The sequence below is a fragment of the Pontibacter toksunensis genome (assembly GCF_042686245.1).
Taxonomy (GTDB): Bacteria; Bacteroidota; Bacteroidia; order Cytophagales; family Hymenobacteraceae; genus Pontibacter; species Pontibacter toksunensis.
On the sequence record NZ_JBHUOX010000005.1, the window covers coordinates 127,403 to 152,697 of the forward strand.

Sequence of the window (25,295 nt, forward strand, 5' to 3'; positions counted from 1 at the left end):
AGGTATGTTAGAAGAAATGGAATATGATGAAGCAGTTATTGAAGAAGCCTTCAGGAAATATTTTGAATTATTCAGCTTTTATATTGGTGAGGTTTACTTCAATATTCTTCCACAAGGATGGAAAAGACTAGAGCGAAAGACGAAGATTCAGCATGTTCTGAGCTAAGACTCCTTATAAAACAGCAACGGCTACTTATAATAGTAGCCGTTGCTGTTTTATTCTAACCTATACTTACCTGTGTTGAGGTATTCGACAAAATTTCTAAATGCCATCACCATACGCTCTGTATCTAACTCTCCACTAACTGGCTCGAAAGAAGGGGTATAATCCGCAACAACTTCTGTTAGATTAACCCAAAGGTCTAAAGTGGAATAAAGACCCAATTGTTCATCATAGTAAGTTACAAGGACTGCTATACTTGGAGTTAATTTCTTTTTATCTGTGTTAACAAATCGTGTGAGGGTGGCCTGGAACTCATCCACAGTCGTTACGAGATTGAAAGTGGCTGAATCCCTGGGGAGTACCTGAGCAACTTCAATATTATAGATAACACCTTCATCTGTAGTTACCTGGAAGTCAGCAGGAATAGCTAATAGAAACCCTTCCTGCTGATGTACGCCAGGTATCGCAGGTAAATCATCAAGCCAAATACCCTGCTCATTTTCATTTTGCTTTTTATTCTTCGCCATCTTTCTTCGCCTCCACTATTATCTCCATTTTTTCAGCTAACGCACGCAAAGCGTATCGAACTACTCCACCCTTGCTCAGTCTTAGCTTATATTTTTTCAGCGTTAACAACTTCAATGTTTCTAACTGATAATCAGTATCATCCGTTATTTTTAAACTTCTCATTTATGCTTTTATTCTTTTTACTATATATCAACTTTCTAAACTCACTTTTACCACTTTTACACAAGTGTAAATATTGACCGCTTTTCAGTATTAAATTATGATATATAATAAAAACAAAGAGATATGAATGATAACACTAATAAACGAACAGCTATACAAGAAAAAAGACGTTGAAATCTATAAAGGCTACTGTCCAAATAAGGCTCTATTCGGCTTAGTCTTACAGACAAAGGAAGGCAAGAAAGAAAGCAAGGCTATTTACAAGCACGTCTTCCCTTTTTTTGAAAGTGGAAAAGGAATAGTAGTAACAACAGAAGACAAATACTTATGGGTTGACACAAATTTAAATCTAACTACTATATCTGCGCTCGATGAAGAGATAATTGACAGCTTCTATCAGGAGAATTCACGCTGCAACTGCAATGGCACGTCAAACGAATGCAAAGTTTGTAGGAAAGGAATTATACGCTCTTCTGTAAATTTTAAAAAGGTCGAAGGTGAGGCACACCTTACAACTTATGAGTACAGGACTTCACTTGCTAACTACAAAATCACCCTACTGGAAGTGGAAGGTGTTAGAATTAGATATGAACACCTGTGGCGTATATGCGATTTGGAAGATAATCTACAGGAACTTGTAGACGATTTAGAGACAACAGAGCCAGGAGCTTATAGTGACAAGATTATTGACATCTGTGTATATGAATACATCAGTGAGGAAGGGGAAGAAGGAAACTGGCTAACAGGATACCTGGTTAAGATAAGCAGAACAGACACTTCTATCTCTGCCACTTTAAATGATGATAAAATCTACTTAGACTTATTTTAAACATATAAGAACAGGTATGGCCAAATACAGCTATACCTGTTTTCATATTACAGCACTACATATCACTGTTGAATAACTCATCATAGCTACCACTGATTGACACGATACCAAACCCGTGGCAGTCAGAACAACAATGCCCGAAGCAGGCAGGACATGTATCGTTTTTGTCAATAATACCCCAGTCTTGTTCCGCAACCATCACTGTATCCATCAAATTTCCATAAACGTCTATGTAGAAGTAGTAGCCATCTTTCTTGGCAACAATGGCATCTAATTCGGGAAGGTACTGCAAAACGTCATACTGTGGCTCAGTCAGCACTTCACTTTTGGCAAGGTCGTAGATTCCATACTTCTCATTATGGAGAACCTTCACCAGATTCATATTCCTGTTCAGGTAGCTGTATTTTAGTATAAGCATGTCTATCAAACTTTTTCTTATATATCATACAGCTTACCTTCTGAGCGATATTCTTAGAGTGACAACTTATGTTTCATATCGCCTTGCAGTATTATTAACAATATAATATTGCTCGTATTAATTGGAGGATGAAAAAAAGAAGAATTTAAGCGAGGTTGTTAGGTTTCGATGAGGATAGTTTTGAAGCCACCATACCCTCCTTCTGGCAGTGCGCCTAATGCCAATGCCGTTATCTCTCTTCTGCCTATCCTGTACACCTTGACACCTGATAGTTGCTGCTCCATGAGAGCCTGCAACGCCTGGAATCGCTCAGCATTTTGCCCTTCCGCTTCATCTGCCTCAGGCTCTGTTCTCGTCATGTTCCGCAGGAAGTAAGCTAAGTCAACTGTTTCTACTTTTGCATCGGTTGGTTGTCCAGCAAGCTGAGAAATGGCTTCATCAGAAAGATTATCAGCTTCGACATCATCGAAATGAACAACTTCCATTGGATAGTCGCTCTCACTGATATAGTATAAGCCTTGCGTTAGCTCTTGCAGTTTTTGCAGTATAGCTTCGTTAGTCATAGAAAAGTGTTTAAAAAGTTATCTGGTCGGACCTGTATCCACTTTTGACTCAAGAGCATTTTCAACCTGGTCTGGCAAAGCGGAAAGCAAGTCATAGCCAGTGGCCTGCTCTATTGCATCCACAGAGGTTCTGTAAATTCCCCAGTTTGAATCAACAGTATTAATATTAGGCGTGTTTACCGCTATCACTCTTGTACTTGTGTCGATACGGCTGATGTCATTTTCACCCTCAGGCAAGATTACTATCACTTTCCAGATATTTCTGGGAACAGTAACTCTGCCATTGTCAATCGTGTTGGCAGCACCTTCACTACCTACACCACCAACGCCATAGCTACCCATAACCACATATGCTTCCATACCATCATCAACAAGGTCTCTTGTGTAGTCCTCAAGGTTTGCCCACGTATTTCTGTTGTTATTGGGAGCCTGCGGTATAATGTTAGTCATAAGGAAGGTGGCAGAGTTATCCTCTACTGTTCTGGTTCGGTCGGCACTTGGGATGTTATGTCCTCTGTCGAAACCACTTCCTGTATAAGCAGATGCTCCTACCCTGTACCAGTCTGCTGGCAAAGTCATATCCGCTCTGAAATCATCCTGTCGTGGAGCAGAACCCAACCAATCTTTGTTCAGGTGCCAGCTTACCCAATTAGGCGTTCCTTTGTCTCTGCTGTACGAAAGCACATACTGCGGTTTTACCATCAGGAAGTTGTTGAAATCTGAGACTTCGGCAGTGGCATTACTCGGATTTCCTAATGCAACATGCTCACTTACGGGTGTATCAAAAGTGTCTTTAGGAGCAACCTCAGTTTCCGAACAAGCCTGTAAGCCTAAAAAAATAAATAAAATTATGTATAAACGATTTCTCATAATTATGTTTTTGTACTGCATAAGAACTCTTCTGTGGCAGGTTACCTAATCCAAAGTGAGTAGGCATTTATTACCTACGGCAAATTATAATGGACTTCAAGAAATACTGCTCAATAGATTCTCTGCAAGTTTAGCAGTTGTCATAGTTATGTTAGTATATTATGCTTACAAGATATTCTATCAATCTCATACTCTTTCAAAGTAAACAAGTCTTTGATGACTATCAAAAACATGAATGACAAGCAAAAAGAATTTTTAAGGCTACACGTTATCTGCGGTGAGAATTACGCAGCAGTAGAGCAAAAGCTTTCTGTTCCCAGACCAACACTTACACTTTGGTATGAGGAACTGCGATTTGAGAGGGAAAGAATAGCTAAAATCAGGCAAGTATGGACAACGAAGAAGTTCACCCCTATTTTCGAAGACTTTTATAACTGGTATGAAAAATTGGACAGGAAGTGCCATTACTGCGAAATAACCGAGGAAGAGATTGCAGAACTCCTTAACAGCGGTAAACTTGAGACCAAACGCATAGCTACAAGAGGCAAGAAACTCGAATATGACCGTAAGGAGCCGAACCTCACCTATGACAATATAGACAACATTGTTTTATGCTGCTATTGGTGCAATAACGCCAAAACAGATACATTCACATATAGTGAGTTTAAAGAAGTAGGCAAGGTTATAAAAACAATTTGGAAGCGACGAATGGCGAAATGATAACAGACGACCAAACCAATTTTCTTTACTTGGCTGACACTCTCCCGAAGAAGTACCCTAAGTTCCACCAATGGTTCGAAGCCGTACTGAACGACTGCGGAATCAGCTATGAACTGCTACCTGGCACAAAGGATATCTGGGCAAGAGACTATATGCCCATACAGTTAGCTGTTGACAAGTTCGTTAAGTTTGTATACAACCCAGACTACCTTCAGAGTAAGAAGTGGCACAAGACCATCACTGACACAAATGCCATTATCGTATATTTAGGCATTAACCCTAAATATACACCTCTCAAAGTAGATGGCGGTAATGTGGTTCGCGCATCTGATAAGGTGATAATGTGCGACAAGGTGTTCAGTGAACACCATTACCTAACCGAGAAATTTCTGATAACTGAGTTACAGCAGCATTTAGAAGTAGACCAGATAATATTTATACCTACAGACCCATCAGACATAATAGGTCATGCCGATGGTATGGTGCGTTTCCTGGATGATAGAACGGTGCTGATAAACGACTATTCAAGGGAGAAGCCGCAGTTTCAACGCACTTTCAGAATGGCTTTGCACAATGCTGGTCTGGAATGGGTTGAAATACCTTACAACCCTTATAGCAACCAAAAGCCTATCCAGGCTAGCGGCATATACATTAACTACCTTCAAATGAAAGATGTGGTCGTTGTTCCAGTCTCCAACATGAAAGAAGATGATGCGGTTGTGAAACAGTTTGAGAGGTTATTTTCGGGAAGTAGAATAGCCACAATTGATTGCAGTGATATTGCTAATGAAGGGGGTATATTAAATTGTATATCGTGGAACGCTAAAGTGCTTTAACTCTGCTAAAGATATAATGAATTGATTAACTGAATCTAACTGCACAAACTGCTATGTCATTACCTAAATATACACTCGAAGACATAAATGAAATGATTTACTGGGGGCAAGCTAAAACGCATACTGTTACAGATAAATATCATGTATATATTCTACATAATATGCATAATCCCAAAGTAGTAACAGGTTATTACGCACACACTATAGGTACAGAAAAGTTAACTGGTATACCTAATACGAGCCAGTTAAAGAGGTTTTTACAGAGTAAATCTTAGTAGCAATCAGAAATCAGAAGACTTGAATGGCGAACCCACTAAAGGCAGAACTGGATATATTTCTCCATAATATCTCTCTCACGAATTTAATGTTCTACCAGACTTCCACTCATCTGAAGAATCAAAAAGAAAGCTTATTAAAACAATTCGAAGGTCATGAGCCAGAGAAAGGTATCATGGGTACTTCTTTAGTCATTGGCGATTTAACTGGTCCAACAGACAAAGGTTTCAAGATCTACTATCACACAGGAAAAGTCGACAAAGTCAAAGTAAAAGATATAGAAGAAAGTGTAGAAAAATTAATTAGCAGAGAGGGTATGAGAAGCACAGCGAATTGCTACGAAATACTTGAATCCTTCCTGTTTGACATTACTGCGTCATACCTATATAATAATCCAGAAGAACAATCTAAAGCAGCTAAAATAGCATCACAAGAATGCTCTTCTTTGGAAGAGTATAAGGAGAAGGTCAGAAAATATCGTGGTCAAAATAACGCTGAAATTATAAAGTTACTCAGGCATCTATCAGTAAAATTAAACGAGTCAGAAAAGCCAAGAAGGCACAATATTTCGGAGTGGTATCAGGTGATAAGCCATGTCAGGCATGCTGTTGTACACTCTCTGTTTAAGATGAATAAGAACCGAGCAAGGTTCACAGACTTTCAAAAGGAGTTATTTGAACACTACTTCACTTTTGATGAAGATAGCCATTCTTATAACCTAAGAATGACTAAGAAAGAGTCTGAAAGGCAAATTATTCTCGTAGCCGAATATGGCTTTCATATTTTCAAATGCCTCAGTTTAGAAAAGCAATACGACTGGCAGGTATTTACAGGCATGAAAGCGTAAAATTCTAACTGAGTCTTTCCCTATACATGCGTAAGTTTCACCTCACTCACGCATACTTCTATAGACATATTATATATGGAATATTAAATAAAGTTTGTGATATTGTCGGTCGCATTTATTTATTCATATTTTCAAGCTGAACATCTACGGCACTATACAGAACTAAAGAAAGCAAACATGACAATCACAGCAACCAAACCAGAAGGTGTCATCCACAAACCTGAATCTTTCAAACTAAGTGATATAGCTTCCTGGCAACTCAATTCTGATAAATCACCTGTTGACTTGCCTCCATTGCAAAGAAGCTTTGTGTGGAAGGTGAGTCAGATAGAAGCAGTATGGGATTCTTTGCTGAGGGGCTTTCCTGTGGGTGCATTCCTGCTGTCGAAAAGCGAGGATGAAAAGTTGTTTTTGCTCGATGGTCAGCAGCGTGCTACATCCATAGCATTAGGACATTATAACCCCTGGACATCATCAGACACTAAGTTCTGGTCATTAAAGAAGGCTAACACGCCTGTTGTCTGGATTGATTTGGCACCTAAAGATAAGACAAACACGCAGAAATTTGTGCTACGAGTAGTCACACAATCCCACCCTTGGGGATACCAACGGATAGACCATAGCAAACCGTTAAGCGTGTCTGACAGAAGAAATGCTTTGGACTTATTCAAAGTTAGCTCAGACAACAAAACAGAAAGGTACATTAACTTATCTAATAAGATAACTTTTCCCTATGATGCAAACCTTCCTGTTCCGTTGTCATTTTTAATTGAGTCAATTTCAGCCTGTGATGATGCCAATGACAGAAAAAATGCTTTTTGGAAAGATAGGCTATTAGCAATGTGTGAGAAATATCTTCCTTGTAAACACATCAGGACTAAGTACTTGAACTCAGAACTTGGCTATCTTGAAATCTTAAAGGAAGTGCTTTATAGTGAAGAGTTCGATGAAGACATCTACAATGCTATTAAGCATATACAACAAGTGCTTATACCAGGTATAGTGGTTGACCAGCAAGTACTAAAGGCAGAAGATGAAAGAACAGGAGAAAGAAAAGATGAAGAAGACTCTACGTTGTTTGTGAGATTAAATTCTTCGGGAACAAGAATCGCAGGCGAAGAATTAATATACTCCATCTACAAAGCATCATTTCCTGAAGCCAAAGGGCTGGTTGAAGGTATCGCTGCAAGCTATGTTGCACCTTCTTTGGTTATCTCTTTAGTTTCGAGGTTAGCATATGCGGAGTTACAAAGCAACTATGCGGAACGGCAAAGCACTTATCCATCTCCTATGAATGTCAATGACTTCAGAAAAAGGATACAGGATAACGAGTTTAAGAGCATTCTCAAAGAGTATATTGGCGATTTATCTGCCTCTCAAGAAATACCTGGGAAAGCGAAGCAGATTTTTGACTGCGCTATCAGTATACTTCTATCGGAAGATGATGTAACCATACCACCAGTATTAGTAAAGAGCATCATTAGAAAGTCTCCTGAATTGTTCCTGATGCTTTTACATTGGATTAGGTTAAAGGATTGCCAGATAACTATAAATGAGAAGAAACGAGCCTTAGCATCAATAACTGCTCTAAGCTGGTTTTGCAAAGATGAAAGAAAGTATGTCCGTGCGATATGGAGCCATATAACTCACGAAGAGTTTTGGGTGAGAGATGTTCTGCAAAAACCATTTTATGGAAGTAATGACTATTTGATGTACCCCTTGATTTCACCATCAGCTTTAAAGGAGTTTCTGATAGAAAACGTAGTTAAAGGTAGTACACTGCGGGATAAATTATATCCAGATTCTAATAGTGATATTGCCAATCAATATAAGTATGTTCTAAAGCACGAAAACTCGCCTGAAGAAGACAATCGTCTTGCTAACAGTATCTGGAATGTTTTCATCAAAGAAGTAATCAGAAACAGATACCTGCTACTCTTCGCCCAAAGAAGATATATAAATAATAATTTTGGAGACTTCAATCAGATGGAGAACCTGGAAGACACAAACACCCCATGGGATTGGGACCATATTTATCCTGGCAGTTGGGCAAATGGTAAGTGGTATATCCATGCGAACACAAAGTTCTGGACTAACACCATCGGCAACCTTCGGGCTATGGCATTAGAAGATAACAGAAGTGAGAGCAATCATCTTGCACCCAAACTTAGGTTAGTTGATGTAGAAAAAGAGATTGATGTGCGTGAGGATAGCTTTGTCAAAAGCAATGATTGGGCATATTGGTTGAAAATCGAAAGAAGAATAAATCATAACAACACGGAAATGGTAGCTGTGCATTTATCCGCAATTATAAATCGGCTTTGTAATATTTATACAGAGTGGTACGACATATTACGTATAGGCGTGCTTTTTAACTTCGAAGATAAAGTTCACGCTGAATTGAAATCAATAGTAGCATAGAAGCAAAACTTAGATGTTTTACTCACCTTTATATTAAAGCATGAAAATTCTACAGCCACATAAAATAAGCACTGAAATACTTGACTTAATATATGAAGCCAAACAATACCTGATTATTGTATCACCCTATGTCAACTTTAAGTACTGGGAAAGGCTGGCTAGTGAACTGGTTAATGCCAAGAACCGTGGTGTTAGAATAGACTTCTTTGTTAGAAATGAACCAGAAAACGCGGCCAGTTGGGAGCAGGTTGAGGCTTTAGGCATTACTCCACGATTAGTGAACAATCTGCATGCAAAGTTCTATTTCAATGAAAAGAATGGTGTGATATCATCTATGAACCTTTTATCCAGTTCTAACAGCAACTCTATTGAGATTGGTTGTAAGTTGGAAAACAACGAAGAACTGGATGAATTGAAAAGGTTTGTGAAGGATTTCATTACCACTAATGAAATTAAGGAGAAGCCCAATGATGAAGATTTATATGTAAGTAAGGAGAAATTCACCGTGGTGCTGCAGAACTATATTTACCACAACGTAGGCAGTAGTGCCAGAGCTTATTTCAGCAACGGTGTGTTAATAATAAGTGGATGCTCAACCAAATTCACTCTGTCAATAGATAAGGTTGAGAACAAGGTATATATTGATGCTGTTCTATCACAAGATGATGCAGGCTTCTACCATACAGAGGCACACAACCATCTGAGGCCTGGCTATTTTGAATATCAGTTTGTTCAAGGCGGCAACGGCTACCATAACATGATTGGTGGTTATTCTAAAGTGAGACTATCCAACACCTTTCTGGATAACCTGCGTGTAAACGAAAAGAAAGAGTTGATAGCCGCAATATCAGACTTCATAAAAGGTGTTGGCGACTTTAAAACGAAGAGCCGAAAGCTGTACTTAGAAAAACGTGATAAGGAAGAAGCTGCGGCTAAGAAGCTGAAAGAAGAAGCTAAATAGAATCGTTTATTCTAATCAACATAGATCCTTCAGCCTGCTCAATCAGCAACTTTACATCCTCCATGGGATTAGCAATTTCATCGTTGCAAAAATCATTTAGAAGAGCATAATACACACCGCCTACCTCTCTTTGCTGCAGCCAGCCTTCTACTATGTGGTTTTGAATGGTGCAGATTATCTTAATCAAAAAGAACTATTGCACCAACTTTGACCACCCAAAAGACTTTCATTGAGCAAAAAAGCATATCAGGTAGTCTGTATTTAAAGCAGCTTGTTTGTATCTGTTCTAAATTATGCTACTTATAGAACAAAGAGATTCGAGATACAGTAATGGTCGGATTTAAACTTTAAAGTTATGACCATAGAGGTACAAGAACTAAGAAAAATGGAGGCTGCGCTGCAGCGGCCAGTGACAATAAACAGCATTAACGATTTCATACGCCTTGTGCAGCGTTATAAGGAGTACCTGGTACATTTTAACAACTTGGGTATCGCATATGCTAAGACTTACTATTGCGTGAACCATAAAGTTACCACAGTGGATGGTTTGTATATCGAACTCTACTTGGACGACAGGACAGACGAAATAGTCTTCAACAACAAGAGCATTCTTGCTGTCGACATAGAGGAATATTTAAGCCTTCAGCCAGAGGTGCTACGTGCAATATTTAACGAATTTGACTACTGTAGGCTTACAGCCAGCTTCGTTACACCTCTAACTATATCAGAATCGACAAAGGATCAGCTCCCTGTACAATTGTTTAATCGAGACGATTTATTCTTTGCAGATGACGTGCTGAAGGAGCTAGAAGATATTAAAAAAGAAAAACTGGGAAGTTTAATTGCCGATTTGTAGTGATGGTGCTACATGTCTGCACAACCATACCTGCCATGCGGAATCTACCTGTATATCGGAGTCATGGGTAAAAGGCTTTACTATATGTCAGCTACATAGAATCAGGAGTAGCAACAAACATGAAGGTTGGAATTGCTAGCTTACAAGCTTTTAGAATGCTAGTTCATGTCTTCTTACGTGATTAGGCACACATGGTGTAATCTTCTACATACCTACATACAGGCTCCACTTAGCTGTAGCTTCTTCAAATACTTCTCTCCATATAAAAAATAAATCAAACTTTCCCTTTTGCCGATTCTATAATAAGTGTTAAACAAAATTTTAAAAATGAATATATGAAAACAATACAGGATGAGACGCATTTACTGTTCGACAGCTCCTACTGGGACGACCAAGATATCTTCGCATGCAACAAGATCAGAAGGGGAAATGAAAAGTACATCAGAGACTATACTTTATGCGAGGAATATAAAGAAGGTAATGTAACATATATGGGGTACAAACAAGGAGGCTTAGTGGTAGAAAAAGACCGCTGCTGGTATCAGGAAGGTTTTATCAGGCCATCAGACGTACTTTGCTACAGAGAAAGCGTTTCCGACATAGAAGGAAAGGAGATAAACTTCAATGACCTTATAATTTGTGCAATCACTCATGGTGTGCTTGGCAGGGGTGCTACTAATAAGTATTTCTCTATTCTATTTAGGAGTGTTATAACTGGAGAGTTCTACTCTATAAGCTACGAATACTTAACTATGTATATAGCAGAGGAATATATGTGTGAGGATTCGCTGCTATACTTTGCCTACAAGGTAGACTTTACTGAACAGGAACTTCTGGAGATGAGCGAAGAAAATGACGATATGGCACTATACAATACCCAGGACTTCTTATCTAGAAGGAGGAAGTACAAGATAAGAACCGCATTTTCTGAATAAGTAAAGCGGGTGTGACTTAGCTTAGTTAAACTGGTAAGGAGAATGGCATAATTCGCTGTTCTCCTTACCAGTTTTTTTATGTTTAGTTTAAGTTACAGGCTTCACTACTACATCATACAAGAACCCAGTCTTATGGCTGTAATTGCACACTTTGTTATAGTAGGAACCTACTTCTGACCTACTACATCAGGATATCACCTACCAAATATCAAAATTGAGTATTACCCTGCCTCTCATCTCTTGTTTCAGCTTCAGAAAATATAGTCCATCTGATTTCAAAACTAATGCATTATAGATACTATAAAGTGCATAAACAGATTTTAAAACAGATGATAAAGAAAAATACAACTTACATGACAGACGAAGAATTCAGCAGGTTAGTGCAAGAAAGCCGTGATATTGCATACAATATAGATTTAGATCACCTTCCCTATGATATACAGGCTTTAGACAGTCTTTCTTTCCACATGAAAAAGTACGGCAACCACACAGAAGCTTTTAGCTATTGGGTACAGTATAAAGTTGCTGTCAATGTTTACGAAGAGAGAGTTGCTACCAAGATTCGTAAAGACAAGATTGATGAAATAGTAAGTGATATCAAGGACACGGATTTTATAGACAGCTTAGACATACACAGCCTGTTCAGTAATTAGATAAAAAATAATTAGTAGCATGAAAAACAATAATAGGTACATGACAGACCAGGAGTACAATGACCTGGTAAATGAATGTAGGAAAGATGCATATGAATATACGATGGATGAGTTAGAGAGTCAGATAGATACTGGCTATGATTGCAGGAGCGATTTTAGGTGTGATGGAGACTACAAAATGGTACATCGATGTGATGTGGTTCTGGGTATTTACGAAGAAATTTTCAAAGAAAGAACCCAGGTCATAATTCGCAACAAGAAGATTGCTACAATAATCAGCGATGAACAAGAAGATGAATGGTGGATAATTTAGAACAAACCTCATCCATTCGAAACTGATGATTCCTTCATCCATGCATATTCCAGCACCAGGTTCAGGCTTCTGAGCCAGTGCTGGAATTTCTATTTAATCATATTTATAACTACATATCGTGGATTAGCAACAAAGTGTAATATGCAGACTACATACAAGATTTAATGCTTCCCTCCTGCTACATGGGATAAACCAACATTCACTATAAAACTTTTACTTTTTTCTGATTATAACATGTGTAAGTAAAACCAATCATATTTTAAAATCAGAATCAATCACATGAAAAATAATTTATTTAAAGATATTGGCTTAAAAAGGTACATGCAGATAAAAGAAAAGCATGGAGACAACTACATAGAGCCTTATTATGATGCTTTAGCAGTAGAAAATGGTTTATATGGAAGCAGCCTCTACAACAAGCTAAAGCCAATGCAGAAGGTTAAAGACATGAACTATCTGGTAGCAATAATGGATTCTAGATATCAGTGTATTCACGTTGGCTATACCGAATCACCTTTCACCTACTGGATTAGTTATTTAAAGAAAGGTACCTATCCTTATATAAAAGACATCGTCATATTAGGAGAAGGCTTAGATAATAAGTTTGCACTAAGAAAGGCGAAGGAGATGAAGGCTGATTTACTACACTTAACACGTAAGCTGAAAATCAGGTTAGCTTTAGAGTAGATACTTTTATTAATCAATAATTAGATGTAGATGGTACTGGGATAGCTCAGTACCATCTCTTTTTTTTGTTAAGCTAATCAGATACATCAGTTTTTAATGATACAGGATATGCTTTTTGAAGATGATATAGGTGTTGACTTTTGTAGTTATTATATTCTATATGAATTAGTCTTCTTTAAGTAGTTAAGTATTGAATCTGTGATAAGAGTTTTTTTTGCTATTGTTTAGATTAATCATTGATTATCAACCCTTACTGATAGTTCAATATTTATAAGTCTGTTATCTAAGCCTATATGAATTTTATATTAGTTATAGATTATTATAATATCTATTTACTATAAAACCCATTAAATTATATTAATATTTCCTCCCTCTTTCCTATCAATAAAGACGAATCATATATTTTTTTGGGAGACATAAAACAAAGCCTTTTTCCAGACTATAATACTAAAATAATTATAGAGATGGAACACGGACAAAAAGACCCAGCCACTGGTAAATATTGGAATGGATTAACAAAAAAATGGCTGAAGAAGCCAGTCAGAGACAGCACGAAAGGCCAGCATATAGGTAAAGCTAAAGGCAAGGCAAAAGGATTAGCTGTCGGAAAAGCTGTAGGTAAGGCAAAATGGCTTGTTTATAATAAGAAACTAGAGAAAATTAAGGCTAGCCATCCTGGGAGTTGGAAGAGTCACGGATGGCTGCCGATTAACTTATCAATAGAGGTTATAAAAGCTGATGCAGTTATACACTGGAAAGACAAGAAGACGAAGTTCGAAATAGACAGAGCATTAGCACTATCATCTCTGCTCATCATTATGCGCTGCAAAATGGACGATATACAGAAAAGAAAGTCTGTCTATTCGGAGGGCTATGTGAACCTGCACAATAAGGACTTGAAGTACTATGTTGGCCGAAACTACAAAAAGTATATCACCTTCTTCAAAGATGCTGAATACATCAGGGGCTTCTATACAGGCTTCGAAAAGAAAGAGGAAAGCTACTGTCCTAATGCGTTTGCAAAAATGTATAAGTGGCACCAAAGGCACCTTAATAAACCTGGTGACCTGAGAATGTATCAACGTGTAGAATATAGCTCACAAAGGCTGTTACTAAGGCTGTTTGAAATAAAGGAAGAGAAGAGACAGCAAATTCTAAAGCAGACACTCCGACATCACCTGATTGCCAATGTATTCAAAATGGCTCCGAATATTGACGTAGATGGTTTCACTAGCTGGGCGTTGGCAAATCCTGGTGAGTTCAATGATAAAGAAGCACTTAACAATGTTATAGTCAACGTTAACTCCATTAAAAATGGTGATATATATATTACGGCTTCTGATTTGTACGGAGAGAGATTTCACAGTGTATTTACAAACACTTCCAGGCACCTCAGAAAGTACATAAATATCAATGGCACTACCGCTAAGGAAATAGACTTGAAGGCGTCACAGTTCTTTTTCTTCGCCTGTATGGTGCTGCACCCAGATCAGTGTCTGGAAGTGCTGAAAAAAGAGATGAAGCAAGTTCGTCTGAATGAAATTATGCATACTATGAAGCACTATTACGACTCCTATGAAGATGTGAAAGAGTTTGTGGATGTATCCCTTACCAACAGTATTTATCAAACTATCATGAGCAAATTCAATGGTCAGTACGGGAAGACCTATGTGAAGGACCTATGTTTCAGGGCTTTCTTTTCCAGGTCTGGGCAGAGCAAGGAGGAAAAGGACCTGCTGAAAGCCCACTACCCCAACGTAATCAGGTTGTGTGAAATCATCAACAACAGGGCAAGGAAAGAAGAGAAGCAGAATGTTCTAAATGGTAAAGCCGATGCTCCTATTTACTCTGTACCTCAGTTGCTACAGAGGCTTGAAAGCAGAATCATGATTGATATCATAGCCTTAAAAGCATCAGGTTTAGCTAATCGAAATGCAAGCCTTCAGGCATGCCATGAGTTTACTTCTGTACATGATTCTTTCATCATTGCGGCAGCAGACGAACAAATTTTCAGGAGCTTAATTGCTACTACGTTCGCTGATCTAGGCCTACCAGCACCAGTAGTAGAATGTAAATAATATACTAAGGTTAGTTTTTTATGGTAAAAGACCTGCTGGATATCTAGTAGGTCTTTTCGATTTTTATGCAACCAACTAGTAGTCGTAAGTCCAGTTACAAGCCGTAGCAAATCACAAAAGAGTGGTAATGTGCCAACCTGAAAAAATATTTTCCCGCGTCCAGGCAAGCATGTATACTATGTCTGCCAACTTTTAACTTTTCTTCATTCAAAGCAAAAATATATAAAACAAACCCCTTTGTCATTTCTATAATGATCATTAATAACAATTAACAATTTATAGAAATGACAAAAAAACAACTTAAAGAGGCATTAGAAGCATTAGCAGCCCAAAATCCACAATATCACATCCTGCTTATAGCAAAGTGTGAAGATAGTCTTTTTCATAAGCAGGAGCCTATTTGGATGAAGGATGACTATGTAAAAGCATTAAGGTTTATGAGGCAAGCACCAGATTGTGAACTGCACTATTTGATCGGAGAACAGAATGAAGCTGGCAATAACAAGCAGTTCAAGATAATTAAAACTCTGTTACTCATAGCAAAGAAATCTCAATCTAAAATAGATGCTATCTACGCACGCAACAGCCAAAACTTAAAATATACAGATGATGATTATGTGCCATTGCCTACAGATGTACTCGAAATAGCAGGAAGTGATAGCATTCCAATGAGTGAACTGGTACTATATGCAAGCCGAACTTTCAGTCTGACGACCTTCAGTAAGATTAGCAAGCAAAAGATATACAGGCATTTGGGAAATGGAGCAATGTACTGCCTAAACACAACTTTCCACGTCAAGAACCTGATTGATAGGCTTTCAGCAGGCGAAAGGGCATTTACTAGCAACCCCACTAAGCTTGAGGTTTATGTTGATCAGAAGAGCGATAAGGAGTTGATTGATATTGGATTCGCAATCCAATATAACGAATATAAGATTGCTAAACGTAAATTCATCATCGGTGATTTCCTGATTCACGACTAGTATGACATGCTATCCCAAAAACAAAATACTGCTATCAGAGGCTATGTAGAATTGAAATTAGATACTAAAAATTTAAAGCATTAACCATTTCTGATTCCATAATAGTTGGTTGAAGGAATTCAATAAAATTAAAAAAGCAATAAAATGATACACAATATCCTACAAAATAGCGAAAAAGATTGTTCCGAATGGTTAGATTATGATGGTCTTCCTCCTGAACAGGAAGCTGATTTATTCATTCTGTTCCATTATGAAACTGTAAATGAAAGTATTTGTACTTATGAGAAAGCTAATAAGTATTTCAAACCTGGATCGGACTCATTAGCCTATTTTATTCTCTCTCTGGAAGAGAACACATGCTGGTTTGACTATACACAAATACAGCAAGTTATGAATGAAATTAATCTATATCTTGAACAACTAAAGATTCTTAGAAAACTGTGATAAAAATAATATAGCCTTACAGTGCAGCTTCAGCAGACTTAATAAAACCTGACATTTTTTCTTTCGCAACCCTTCTCACCTTATAATGTGGGGTTGCGAAAGAAAAATCAGCTTGTCTGGTGTGATGGTGAGGTAAGCAATCGATGTGCAGGTCCAGATAGTGACAAGGTCAACAAAGAAATGATGAAATATATGTTACCTCACCTTATATATATCAAAACTGGTTTCCAGACAAGGTCTTAAATCGTAGTCGCTAATTCCAATCTGTAGATAATTTCCCCCAAGAGATTGAAAGTAATCTAAGCCTCTTCCCATTTTTATGTTCCAGCCATTGCTCAACTTGAGCTCACGATCATGAAGAGTTTTACTGAATTCAAAACGAAACTCAATGCCATGATCAAACAAATTGTCAGCTATCTGATCAAAGGCTAATGTATTATCCTTTTGCTGCACATCGTCATCTGCACAGGTAATTAGCTTTATCTTTTTACAGTCACCTACACGAACCAGTATCTCGCAAAAGCGTAAAAAATTCAAAATTTGATGTCTTTGGCGTACATAAGCATCTTCTAAAACCACTTCGCTTGCACCAACCAAATAGTCTTTGAATACAGTTTCATAACTATAGCCTGTATCACCATAGTAAACTTTGAAACGTTTTTCCTCTAACGATACTTTCTTTTCTTGAATAGTGTTTATTGATACTTCTTTTTTATCTATAGGGGAAGTATCTGAATGCTTGAACGCAGCAGAATTTTCTTCTGTTTTTCGTGGGTTTTGAGTAGCCTGAGCGTATCTACTTTCAGGACAATAGACGACTCTTTCTTCTCCATCAGAAGTAAAGTATGATAGATTGATTAGCGCAAATTCATCGTCAGGCTTTCGCTTATTCATTTGCTCTTTTACTCTACGTCTACCTTCAATAGCATACTCTACAATCTCATTGAATTCTTCTTCAGAAGGATCGCCAGAAGGATGAATAATTTTTACCAAAGCGGTGACAGTCTTCTTTATTGCTAGTTCATCTCTACCTTGAACACTGGCACCGAGTTTTAGCCGCTTATTCACTACATCAACATAATCTTTATTATGTTTGAACATATAATGAAAAGCCTCTGCCATATAATCTGTAATCAGTCCAAAGCTTTCAGTAAAAAACTTGTTGTCCATTTTGGGTATTTCCCATCCTGGTAAAAAGAAGAAAAATCTGTCTTGTATAGCCAGGTCAAAAGCTTTGGGTAGCGTAACAAACAAATCATGCTCGTATGAATTTACAAGTTGGTCAACTGATTGGTCTATGTTACCAACAAAGGAGAAACTTGCATTCGCTATTACTTCCTGACCTCTGGAAAAGCGACCATTAGCCATATAGTCTTTCATGATTTGGATGGTATCAGAATCTTTGATTTTCATGTTACCTACCTCATCAAAGGCGATATTGTCCCAAAAGCCGACAGCTCCAACTTTCCTGCGAGCATTATTATATAATAGGGTTGCTGTACTTGCTTGCCCACCACTCAATAGTGTTGAAAAAGGAGAAAACTCTGAATAAAAGTATGATTTGCCTGTACCTCTTGGTCCTAGTTCAATGAAGTTAAAGTTGTTTTGAACTAAAGGTATCAATCGGGATATAAAGTGTAGCTTTAATCTTAAGCCACTTGGAAATCTATCTTTTATCTCTGCAGGAGGATTATCCATGATTTCAGGATTCAAACCTACACTACGTAAGATTACATCAATCCATTCATCCCTTGTAAACTGCTCTCTTCCCTCAAAATATATTGATTCATTGAACCTTGAAAGCTGAATAGGTCTAAGATCTTCTATATAAAAAGCATAGTTATCTTCTTCAATGTCATTGTGAGCGATTGTTACTTCTGCCCACATACCTCCTTCTAATAGCTTCTCGTTTTCCTTATAGAACTTCTCATTTATTGCAATACGCTTTGAGCCAAAATTCTCCATCTCAGCCCAATGACGACGTTCTCGCTCGTAATACTTTACATGTATCTTATCAATAAACTTATGCCTCCCCTGCTGCTGAACTTTGGATTGAGCGCGGTTTGATTCATCAGGTCTTACATAGTTAGATTCTACTACTTCTAATACGGCTCTTTTACCTGCTTCAATCTCTGCAGGATCATCAGTCGCACAGTATTTGGATAGCAAGAACTCTAGTACAAATGAAGGCACATTTGCTGCCTTCTTGATATGATGCACTAAATCTTTCCTGACTACTTTACCCGTGAAAACTTCATTGAGCTTCTTATCTAAACTATCCATTAGGAAATGTAATCGGTTTCTAAAGTAATAGATGCTAATGTAAGGCTTGTTACAGGATCCGTAAGCTTAATTTCGAACTCACCCTCAAATTCTGGTTGCATATCAATCGGAATCTTACAGGCTTGGCCAGGCATGATCTCCACTAAATTGGTGGTCTCATTCACTTTTTCATCAGATGCAGCTACACCTACTATTTGGCCATTTGCCAAAGCCTCTACTCGAATAACAACAGGCTCAAGCCCCAGCTCACCTTCAATAAAGGAAGAGATTTCAATAAGAGGCCTTCTGGTCGTAATAAAGCCACCAGACTTTCCTTTATAGGTAACGTTAACCTCAACTTTCTTCTGCTTTCTGGCCTTTTGATTAGTTAAGACCATAACAGGTACAACGTTCTCCTGAAGAGAAACTCCCTCATGAAAGTATGTAGTATTCTTCTCGAAAACTGCAAAATCTCTTAAAAAGGAAAAGAATTCAACAGTAGACTTTGTCCCTATCTGTTCTGGCAAGAAACTTAATGTATAATCTGATGCGGCTCCTTTTCCTGCTAAGGATCTGGATTTAGCCATCAGCCATTCTCCTTTTGGCTTCGAAACATTATCTCCCGCTAAAAATGATGGATGCAATACGAAACCGTGATCTGTAGCGATAACAATTTTGTTAAAGCCACTCTGCTTTAAAAGAAAGATTCCTTTAACCAGGTTTTGAATAGCCTGATGCATCATAACCAACGCATTTGAGGCTAAATTTTCACCTGCTGCATCTATTTCATTGGTTGTGATTACCAATAAGTCAATAGCTTTGACTTTTAATGAGGATATTAAGTTATCTAATGATATGATGTCACATCGGTCTCCTAGCTTCTCTTTTAGGTACTCTTTCCTGTTTGCCAGTGTTAGTAAAGGCTTTGTACCCATAAACGCTTCCAAAGTCCCCTTATGCTCATCCAGGTGCAGTTCCTTCTCAGCATTCGGTAAGAGAGCAGCCATACCATATTTCGTAACAGTAGGCAAGAAGGCGCAGCTTGCATACAATTCAACAGAGAAATGCTTTTCTATTAAACCCTCTAACTCCTTGGCAAGCTCAAACCTTAATGCATCAACCAGAATATAGGCAATTTTAGTATTAGAGTTTAACAGAGGCTGTATAAACTTATTGAAGACCTGATTATTATGTACTACTCCATCAACAGGCCAATGCTCGTCTTTGAAAAGTAGTTGGTAGTTCTTCTGGAGTTTTTCTGTAAACTTTCTGTATTGCTTTCTTACAAGCTCAACTAATGTAGATACTGCCGTATTCGATTGTATTACCTCAACTACCAGCTTTTCAAATTTCCGCTGTAGTTGATCAACCTTATACCCTACAGTAGTATAGTTATCAATCAATATATGAAGAGATGAAGCAGTAGGTGCTTTGTCATTTGTAAGCTGTATTAATTGTAACCCAACTTCTGCAAGCTTCCAATATCTTCTTCTTTCTTCATCGTGATGGTACCAGATATTATTTTTGCTCTTTGCAATTATCTTACTGGCTTCTTCTCCCTTACCCTCTTTTATCAAGTCTACCAAGTGGTAGTAGTAAGTATTATCCTCAAAGGAAAAAGTAATAATGTCACCTAAGTTATTCTCATTTTTGAAAAGCTCAGGTAATGAAAGCTGCTCAGCTATCTGATCTGCCTTTTCTATATACAAATCCTCACAAACCTTATTATTACGAATTGTTTGGCAAATATCTAAAATCAAATTCTTCGATGAGTTTTTAGCTATGGAAATGCTGGCTAAGTTAGTTGGTAGCGGTATAGGCAAATCAAAAACAAACTCACTAAATAGTATGAATCTCCAAAGTTCATCATTAACAGCATCAAATGATTTCTCTTTTGTAGTGAGCCCTATTTGTTTTGACAGCTCTTTGTACTCTTTCAACCATGTTTTATCCTTCTTAAGTGCTTCCAAGCGTGTAGGACCTGGCGCTAGTAACTCAACTAAAATTTCTTTTTCAGACTTCCCTCCCGTTAATGTTTGTAGCTTGGCCCAGGTATAACCTCCACCTAAAGCATCTATCGTATCAAAATCAGGAATTTCCTCCTGAAACAGCTGATTTATCTGTTGCTCTTTATCTTTGAAACATGCTTTGCACAGTGACTCATACTTATCACCTGCATCGTATGGAAAGACTACGCCTCCGAAAGAAAATATGTAAAAGGGATCTAATATTTTATCCTGCTTAGACTGAGGAGCTGGGAAAGGTACATAGAGTACCATCTTCTTGTCCTTACCTGAAGGAATAGTATTTGTATAGAAATCTAGAGCATCTTCCCTAACTGATAGAACAGAATCAGATGTGTCGAAAATCTTGATATGATCATTTGCTAAACCAGTTAATAATTCTTGATAACGCTGTTCCGAATCATAAATCACCAGAGATGGATGATCAACCAGTTTAGATTTTATATGCGAAATGATGTATTCCCTAATCATTTTCTGAGCCTATGGTCAACTGCTTTGGTTTCCTTGCTATAGTAGCTTTAGCCTTCTTTTCTTTTTTTGCCTTAGGCTTTATTTCACATATACTTTCTAACCCATGTGTAACTGCTAAGCTCAAGTTCTTCTTGCATTTATTAGCTACCCTTCCTGGCCATATTGAATATGCTAAATGCGCCCAGTCATAATCCCCTTTTTCTAATCCTTTCCAGCATTCCTCTGTGCTTTTTGACCATTTGTTGTGTCTAAACAGCTTATGAAGTGGAGAAGCTGTTATAAGCACCCCATCATCATGATTAGGCTTATAAGGAAGATTAGCAACACGCAATACTTCTTTCTTCATTTCTTCTAACTCATGAAGGAAATCACGCTGATAATTAAGCTGCTTTAGACCATTATTATCAATTATCGAATTGCTTTGAAGCTTTGCTACATCGTCTGCTACCTCATCAATCTTTGGCTGCAGGTAGTTATTTACAACAGTGAATAGTGTTTGATTCGTAAGCTCTGGATAGTACACCCATATTGTATAACTCCCTGAAATTGTTGATATAGGCCAGTAAATTGGAGCTTCTCGTCTAAACCTAGAGTAAGTATTAAAATGAAAATCAAAAAAGACATTTAATTTACTTATTACTTGATTAAGACTACGTTCCTCAAGAACAGATAATATGTCATCAATAGAGTTAACTGGTAGTAGTGTATTAGTCAATAACTCTAGTTTCTTAACTAACTCTTCCTCTGTAACTATACCGTCCCTTACTATTATATCCTTTAAGGTTATGTATCTGTTCTGAGACGTCTCTAAACATTTGTCTTTAGGCGAGGTATATTTGTTACTTGTAATGCTACTTGGCATCTCATTGGACTCATTGAGCAGTCTCCCTGGCTGATATTTAGGTAGTTCATTGAACATACCTAAATCAATTGATCTTCCTGATACTTTTGCTGCAGTTAGGTCCCATCGGCCAAAGATGCCCCCTACTAAGTACGAGACAACTTTTAGGCATTCATTATTTAAGCTATTCTCAACACCATAATACAGCTTTGTGTAATCAACAAACTTATCAAATCTACCTAAGCTTTTCCATTCAAAATTATTTTCAACTAACTCGTTATAATTAAATCTGAATTTATTTGCAGTGCTTGTTATTTCAGCATTTTGCTTAATACTTGCAGATAGTGCTCCTTTAAAATCTAGTTCTTTAAAATCGAATACATGGGGATAGCAAAAGATTGATGAAGTTTCATTTCCAGAATCTAAGAATTCTAGTGTTTTGGTTACTTCTCTAAGATCATTCCCTTTATCGATAAACTTACTTGATTCAATCTGAGCAGGATTTATGTAGCCAGAGAATTTATGTTGGCCACATAAGTGGTTAATTATTTCTTGATAAGGACTTGAATTGATTACTAATAAGGAGAACCAAATATCGTTAAACTGAACAGGGAAGACTGCATGACCTTCTACGGAAAATACATGCCCAGACCTCATTTTGTACCCATACATTATATCTGTTCTTTTCCCATATGCAATACCTGGTTTTGCATAAAATTCTTGTCCTGTAACTCTCCCAGAATCTAGTGACAATACTGTTCTAAATGTAAAGTTATCAGAGATTACTACGAGGAAGGTAGGGTAGTAATAAGGACTAAATGGACTACCATTTTGAAAATAGTCCCAACGTTCTTTAATACTATTTACTTTAGGCTCCCAAAAGAGCCTAAACATCCTTTTTGAATCACTAGATGCTAGCCCTCTTTGAGAATTAAACAAGCTTTCTCCTACTATTTCTCCTTTTTCATAACTTTCCAACAAGCTTTTAGGCATATTATAGACAAAAGAAGCATAAGGAAAATATAAAAAAGAACCTATGTTTAGGAAGGCCGTATCACTAATGTTCTTTAGGTTTAGAAGAATTTGGTGTTCTTTGTCTTTATAGTTTTTAACATCTATAAAAATGGATTGTCTTACAGACTTTCCTGCTAGTATTTGTGCACTTACATCTACGTTAGCTCCATCCAGTACCTCTCCACCTAAATCAATTAAACATGCAAGACTATTTTGAGTAATAATTCCCCTTCTAAACTTTTCAAATGATTGCTTATTAATAAATCCTCTGTCTGTTATTGAGCCAATTATACCATTACTGTTTAAAAGCTCAGTCATTCTTAGTGTAAATCCAACATATAAATTATCACAAAAACTATCATAAGAGCTTCTTAAGTAGTTAATTGTATCCTTAGATGCTGCACCAAAAGGTGGGTTCATCAAAATTACATCATAGTTCTTACGACATAACTCAATAAAAGCAAAGCCTCTTGCAGTATCATCTACAAACAGTAGTTTCTGATAAGCATCTCCATTAGTGGCTGTTTCGGCTAACCCCTGCAACAGCTCTATAACCTTAATCTCAGATGTTTCGAGGAAGTTATCACGATAAGATTTAGAAGCATACAGAGCTGCTTGCTCTGCGGCTTGTAAGTCTTCGTTGTTACTGCCTAAGGAGAGCTGAGTATTTTTTGATTCCTTAACTAACTCGCCTACAATCTCTTTAATCTTACGATCAATCTCTTCTTCAACTCTTAGCAATAAGCCTGTTTCCCCAGCCATTTCCATTAGATCCCAAATAGAAAGCATCAACTTTCGCATAGGGGCGTCTAGAGGCTTGACTAACTCGCTTAAAACATCAGCATTCCCAGGCATTGGCTCAGCCAGCACAAGATTACTCTTGGTTATTTGTGGCCTTTGTTCTGGCGCGAGACCTAACTTATCAAAACTCTTTTGCGCTCTTAACCATAAGCTTAGTGCGGCTATCTGCAAAGCCCTTGGGTCAATATCCACTCCATGTATGTTGAAGCGAATTATGTATTCAGGTACATTATTAATGAATTCCTGTCGGGTAATGCTATTCCTTAAATCTGTTAGTAGAGATGGCTGGTTGTCCCATGCTTCAATGTAAATATGCTCTAACACATCAAAAGCATACAAGCCAAAATGCATAGAACCACATGCAGGATCTAAAAGACTAATTTCACGGGGATCTTTTAGCTCGCGATGCTCGATGTAGAGTTTATGTTCATCTTCATTGGTAGGTATAATCTTACCCTTTTGAAGATATACCTCATTTGGATGAACAATCAGATACTTACAGATAGAGTGGAGACTGGTATTACCCTTTGTCATTTCAAACCACATTCTACCTAAAGAGTTATCAGTTAAAAACTGAACAACATATCTTGGTGTAAAGAACTGATTCCTGACAGCCAGCTCCCGACTATTACGAGGAAGGTCAGATGCATCACGCATCTGCTTTATCTCTTTACTAGAATTATAGTATTGATATATCCATCCTATGGTCTCATCTTCTTTCCATAGGTTAACTGGCTGCATCCCCTCTTCCCTATGCATTGCTACTTGATCATCATTAATGATAGCTAGTAATGCACGTAATGCTCTTTCAGATGGAAAAATCAGAGCATAAGGAGAGAAACGGTCGAAGATTGACGGTAAATCTAGAGCTAGCTCATCAAAAATAGCATGGATGTACCACTTGTACCTTATGAATTGCTCAGCGGTTTTACCTTTTCCAGTAATATCATCAAATATTTGGAAGCCCTCACTATTATACTCATTACGGATACTCTCGCTAATGATGCCTCTCTCTTCTGCCATACGGAGGCTGGCAATGCGGTTGAGTATAGTAAAAGCCTGCTCTCTGACCAACTGTCGTACCGCCTCGGCCTCCTTATTACTAGCTGAAGGAAGGTTAGACTTAATGTACTCTAATCGCTGTCGTAAAAGCCTTGCTGTATATACTACTTCTGAATCTTCTGTGGTTAACTGCTCAATTAATACAACTATTCCATCAGGACGAATCCCATAAAATTGTTGCAGTTGAGATTCAACCTCATCCATAAGCAGAGCTTTAGCCTGCTGTACAAGGTCTAATATTTTTTTTCGGGCTGCTTTAGTAATAGCCATAATCGAG

At 37.7% G+C, this 25,295-nt stretch carries 24 protein-coding genes; 15 read left to right on the top strand and 9 right to left on the bottom strand.

Translation table 11 applies throughout. The features are described from left to right. The first annotated feature begins 4 nt into the window (after positions 1 to 4). Entirely contained in the window at positions 5 to 166 is a 162-nt protein-coding gene (locus ACFS7Z_RS08595; protein WP_377483391.1) for a hypothetical protein, read from the top strand. Positions 167 to 216: 50 nt separating this feature from the next. Here ACFS7Z_RS08595 and ACFS7Z_RS08600 read toward each other — a convergent pair whose 3' ends face one another. Further along, complete coding sequence (locus ACFS7Z_RS08600) at positions 217 to 690, bottom strand: hypothetical protein (RefSeq protein WP_377483394.1); 474 nt, start codon at positions 688 to 690, stop codon at positions 217 to 219. Next, positions 677 to 853 (bottom strand): hypothetical protein, encoded by a 177-nt coding sequence (locus tag ACFS7Z_RS08605; protein WP_377483396.1) that lies wholly within the window; start codon positions 851 to 853, stop codon positions 677 to 679. The genes ACFS7Z_RS08600 and ACFS7Z_RS08605 overlap by 14 nt, the downstream gene beginning before the upstream one ends. A 127-nt stretch (positions 854 to 980) precedes the next feature. Here ACFS7Z_RS08605 and ACFS7Z_RS08610 point away from each other — a divergent pair, with 127 nt between their 5' ends. Continuing rightward, positions 981 to 1,682, top strand: coding sequence for a hypothetical protein (locus ACFS7Z_RS08610; RefSeq protein WP_377483399.1), 702 nt, complete (start codon positions 981 to 983; stop codon positions 1,680 to 1,682). Positions 1,683 to 1,737: 55 nt separating this feature from the next. Here the strand turns inward: ACFS7Z_RS08610 and ACFS7Z_RS08615 are convergent, their stop codons facing one another. The 3 genes from ACFS7Z_RS08615 to ACFS7Z_RS08625 form a co-directional block, all read right to left on the bottom strand. Continuing rightward, positions 1,738 to 2,100: a hypothetical protein gene (locus ACFS7Z_RS08615; RefSeq protein WP_377483401.1), complete on the bottom strand. Its 363-nt coding sequence runs from the start codon at positions 2,098 to 2,100 to the stop codon at positions 1,738 to 1,740. 158 nt (positions 2,101 to 2,258) lie between these two features. Continuing rightward, complete coding sequence (locus ACFS7Z_RS08620; RefSeq protein ID WP_377483403.1) at positions 2,259 to 2,663, bottom strand: nuclease A inhibitor family protein; 405 nt, start codon at positions 2,661 to 2,663, stop codon at positions 2,259 to 2,261. A gap of 18 nt (positions 2,664 to 2,681) precedes the next feature. Beyond that, complete coding sequence (locus tag ACFS7Z_RS08625; RefSeq protein ID WP_377483406.1) at positions 2,682 to 3,533, bottom strand: DNA/RNA non-specific endonuclease; 852 nt, start codon at positions 3,531 to 3,533, stop codon at positions 2,682 to 2,684. A 231-nt stretch (positions 3,534 to 3,764) separates the two neighbouring features. On the opposite strand from ACFS7Z_RS08625, the gene ACFS7Z_RS08630 reads away from it, so the two are divergent. From ACFS7Z_RS08630 to ACFS7Z_RS08650, 5 genes are all read left to right on the top strand, one after another. Then, the gene (locus tag ACFS7Z_RS08630; RefSeq protein WP_377483408.1) at positions 3,765 to 4,253 is read left to right on the top strand and encodes a hypothetical protein; all 489 of its coding nucleotides are present in this window, start codon (positions 3,765 to 3,767) and stop codon (positions 4,251 to 4,253) included. Then, positions 4,229 to 5,089, top strand: coding sequence for an agmatine deiminase family protein (locus tag ACFS7Z_RS08635; protein ID WP_377483410.1), 861 nt, complete (start codon positions 4,229 to 4,231; stop codon positions 5,087 to 5,089). The genes ACFS7Z_RS08630 and ACFS7Z_RS08635 overlap by 25 nt, the downstream gene beginning before the upstream one ends. 301 nt (positions 5,090 to 5,390) lie before the next feature. Then, on the top strand, positions 5,391 to 6,212 hold the full coding sequence (locus tag ACFS7Z_RS08640; protein WP_377483412.1) for a hypothetical protein: 822 nt from the start codon (positions 5,391 to 5,393) through the stop codon (positions 6,210 to 6,212). 177 nt (positions 6,213 to 6,389) lie between these two features. Next, the gene (locus ACFS7Z_RS08645) at positions 6,390 to 8,633 is read left to right on the top strand and encodes a GmrSD restriction endonuclease domain-containing protein (RefSeq protein WP_377483414.1); all 2,244 of its coding nucleotides are present in this window, start codon (positions 6,390 to 6,392) and stop codon (positions 8,631 to 8,633) included. Between the two features lie 40 nt (positions 8,634 to 8,673). Then, positions 8,674 to 9,594, top strand: coding sequence for a phospholipase D-like domain-containing protein (locus ACFS7Z_RS08650; protein ID WP_377483416.1), 921 nt, complete (start codon positions 8,674 to 8,676; stop codon positions 9,592 to 9,594). Here the strand turns inward: ACFS7Z_RS08650 and ACFS7Z_RS08655 are convergent. Beyond that, a complete protein-coding gene (locus tag ACFS7Z_RS08655; RefSeq protein WP_377483418.1) occupies positions 9,587 to 9,781 on the bottom strand; it encodes a hypothetical protein in 195 nt (64 codons plus the stop codon). The two genes, ACFS7Z_RS08650 and ACFS7Z_RS08655, sit on opposite strands and share 8 nt — an antisense overlap. A 168-nt stretch (positions 9,782 to 9,949) precedes the next feature. Between ACFS7Z_RS08655 and ACFS7Z_RS08660 the strand changes: the two genes are divergently transcribed. The 8 genes from ACFS7Z_RS08660 (at position 9,950) to ACFS7Z_RS08695 (ending at position 16,543) form a co-directional block, all read left to right on the top strand. Beyond that, positions 9,950 to 10,450, top strand: a complete 501-nt coding sequence (locus ACFS7Z_RS08660; protein WP_377483420.1) for a hypothetical protein — start codon at positions 9,950 to 9,952, stop codon at positions 10,448 to 10,450. A gap of 335 nt (positions 10,451 to 10,785) precedes the next feature. After that, a complete protein-coding gene (locus ACFS7Z_RS08665; RefSeq protein ID WP_377483422.1) occupies positions 10,786 to 11,385 on the top strand; it encodes a hypothetical protein in 600 nt (199 codons plus the stop codon). A gap of 353 nt (positions 11,386 to 11,738) precedes the next feature. Further along, on the top strand, positions 11,739 to 12,038 hold the full coding sequence (locus ACFS7Z_RS08670) for a hypothetical protein (protein ID WP_377483424.1): 300 nt from the start codon (positions 11,739 to 11,741) through the stop codon (positions 12,036 to 12,038). A gap of 19 nt (positions 12,039 to 12,057) precedes the next feature. Beyond that, positions 12,058 to 12,351 (top strand): hypothetical protein, encoded by a 294-nt coding sequence (locus tag ACFS7Z_RS08675; protein WP_377483426.1) that lies wholly within the window; start codon positions 12,058 to 12,060, stop codon positions 12,349 to 12,351. Between the two features lie 279 nt (positions 12,352 to 12,630). After that, complete coding sequence (locus tag ACFS7Z_RS08680; protein ID WP_377483427.1) at positions 12,631 to 13,038, top strand: hypothetical protein; 408 nt, start codon at positions 12,631 to 12,633, stop codon at positions 13,036 to 13,038. A 407-nt stretch (positions 13,039 to 13,445) separates the two neighbouring features. After that, positions 13,446 to 15,116 carry a hypothetical protein gene (locus tag ACFS7Z_RS08685; protein ID WP_377483428.1) on the top strand — a complete coding sequence of 557 codons (1,671 nt, stop codon included), beginning with the start codon at positions 13,446 to 13,448 and terminating at the stop codon, positions 15,114 to 15,116. Between the two features lie 284 nt (positions 15,117 to 15,400). Beyond that, entirely contained in the window at positions 15,401 to 16,099 is a 699-nt protein-coding gene (locus tag ACFS7Z_RS08690; protein WP_377483429.1) for a hypothetical protein, read from the top strand. 144 nt (positions 16,100 to 16,243) lie between these two features. Then, entirely contained in the window at positions 16,244 to 16,543 is a 300-nt protein-coding gene (locus tag ACFS7Z_RS08695; protein WP_377483430.1) for a hypothetical protein, read from the top strand. 195 nt (positions 16,544 to 16,738) lie between these two features. Here ACFS7Z_RS08695 and brxL read toward each other — a convergent pair whose 3' ends face one another. Genes brxL through pglX form a run of 3 tightly spaced genes read right to left on the bottom strand, consistent with a single transcriptional unit; the run spans position 16,739 to position 25,288 of the window. Beyond that, on the bottom strand, positions 16,739 to 18,826 hold the full coding sequence (gene brxL / locus ACFS7Z_RS08700; protein ID WP_377483432.1) for a BREX system Lon protease-like protein BrxL: 2,088 nt from the start codon (positions 18,824 to 18,826) through the stop codon (positions 16,739 to 16,741). Beyond that, positions 18,826 to 21,300 (bottom strand): PglZ domain-containing protein, encoded by a 2,475-nt coding sequence (locus tag ACFS7Z_RS08705; RefSeq protein ID WP_377483435.1) that lies wholly within the window; start codon positions 21,298 to 21,300, stop codon positions 18,826 to 18,828. The genes brxL and ACFS7Z_RS08705 overlap by 1 nt, the downstream gene beginning before the upstream one ends. After that, positions 21,293 to 25,288, bottom strand: a complete 3,996-nt coding sequence (gene pglX, locus ACFS7Z_RS08710) for a BREX-1 system adenine-specific DNA-methyltransferase PglX (protein ID WP_377483437.1) — start codon at positions 25,286 to 25,288, stop codon at positions 21,293 to 21,295. Before pglX ends, ACFS7Z_RS08705 begins: the two co-directional genes overlap by 8 nt. Between the last annotated feature and the right edge of the window lie 7 nt (positions 25,289 to 25,295).

What these genes read in the sequence shown, in the direction of transcription:
- ACFS7Z_RS08610 (WP_377483399.1), top strand. Translation starts at nt 981, where the DNA reads ATGATAACACTAATAAACGAACAGCTATACAAGAAAAAAGACGTTGAA.
- ACFS7Z_RS08690 (WP_377483429.1), top strand. Translation starts at nt 15,401, where the DNA reads ATGACAAAAAAACAACTTAAAGAGGCATTAGAAGCATTAGCAGCCCAA.
- ACFS7Z_RS08630 (WP_377483408.1), top strand. Translation starts at nt 3,765, where the DNA reads ATGAATGACAAGCAAAAAGAATTTTTAAGGCTACACGTTATCTGCGGT.
- ACFS7Z_RS08660 (WP_377483420.1), top strand. Translation starts at nt 9,950, where the DNA reads ATGACCATAGAGGTACAAGAACTAAGAAAAATGGAGGCTGCGCTGCAG.
- ACFS7Z_RS08615 (WP_377483401.1), bottom strand. Translation starts at nt 2,100, where the DNA reads ATGCTTATACTAAAATACAGCTACCTGAACAGGAATATGAATCTGGTG.
- ACFS7Z_RS08650 (WP_377483416.1), top strand. Translation starts at nt 8,674, where the DNA reads ATGAAAATTCTACAGCCACATAAAATAAGCACTGAAATACTTGACTTA.
- pglX (WP_377483437.1), bottom strand. Translation starts at nt 25,288, where the DNA reads ATGGCTATTACTAAAGCAGCCCGAAAAAAAATATTAGACCTTGTACAG.
- ACFS7Z_RS08645 (WP_377483414.1), top strand. Translation starts at nt 6,390, where the DNA reads ATGACAATCACAGCAACCAAACCAGAAGGTGTCATCCACAAACCTGAA.
- ACFS7Z_RS08600 (WP_377483394.1), bottom strand. Translation starts at nt 690, where the DNA reads ATGGCGAAGAATAAAAAGCAAAATGAAAATGAGCAGGGTATTTGGCTT.
- ACFS7Z_RS08640 (WP_377483412.1), top strand. Translation starts at nt 5,391, where the DNA reads ATGGCGAACCCACTAAAGGCAGAACTGGATATATTTCTCCATAATATC.
- ACFS7Z_RS08675 (WP_377483426.1), top strand. Translation starts at nt 12,058, where the DNA reads ATGAAAAACAATAATAGGTACATGACAGACCAGGAGTACAATGACCTG.
- ACFS7Z_RS08680 (WP_377483427.1), top strand. Translation starts at nt 12,631, where the DNA reads ATGAAAAATAATTTATTTAAAGATATTGGCTTAAAAAGGTACATGCAG.
- ACFS7Z_RS08705 (WP_377483435.1), bottom strand. Translation starts at nt 21,300, where the DNA reads ATGATTAGGGAATACATCATTTCGCATATAAAATCTAAACTGGTTGAT.
- brxL (WP_377483432.1), bottom strand. Translation starts at nt 18,826, where the DNA reads ATGGATAGTTTAGATAAGAAGCTCAATGAAGTTTTCACGGGTAAAGTA.
- ACFS7Z_RS08625 (WP_377483406.1), bottom strand. Translation starts at nt 3,533, where the DNA reads ATGAGAAATCGTTTATACATAATTTTATTTATTTTTTTAGGCTTACAG.
- ACFS7Z_RS08695 (WP_377483430.1), top strand. Translation starts at nt 16,244, where the DNA reads ATGATACACAATATCCTACAAAATAGCGAAAAAGATTGTTCCGAATGG.
- ACFS7Z_RS08595 (WP_377483391.1), top strand. Translation starts at nt 5, where the DNA reads ATGTTAGAAGAAATGGAATATGATGAAGCAGTTATTGAAGAAGCCTTC.
- ACFS7Z_RS08665 (WP_377483422.1), top strand. Translation starts at nt 10,786, where the DNA reads ATGAAAACAATACAGGATGAGACGCATTTACTGTTCGACAGCTCCTAC.
- ACFS7Z_RS08620 (WP_377483403.1), bottom strand. Translation starts at nt 2,663, where the DNA reads ATGACTAACGAAGCTATACTGCAAAAACTGCAAGAGCTAACGCAAGGC.
- ACFS7Z_RS08670 (WP_377483424.1), top strand. Translation starts at nt 11,739, where the DNA reads ATGACAGACGAAGAATTCAGCAGGTTAGTGCAAGAAAGCCGTGATATT.
- ACFS7Z_RS08605 (WP_377483396.1), bottom strand. Translation starts at nt 853, where the DNA reads ATGAGAAGTTTAAAAATAACGGATGATACTGATTATCAGTTAGAAACA.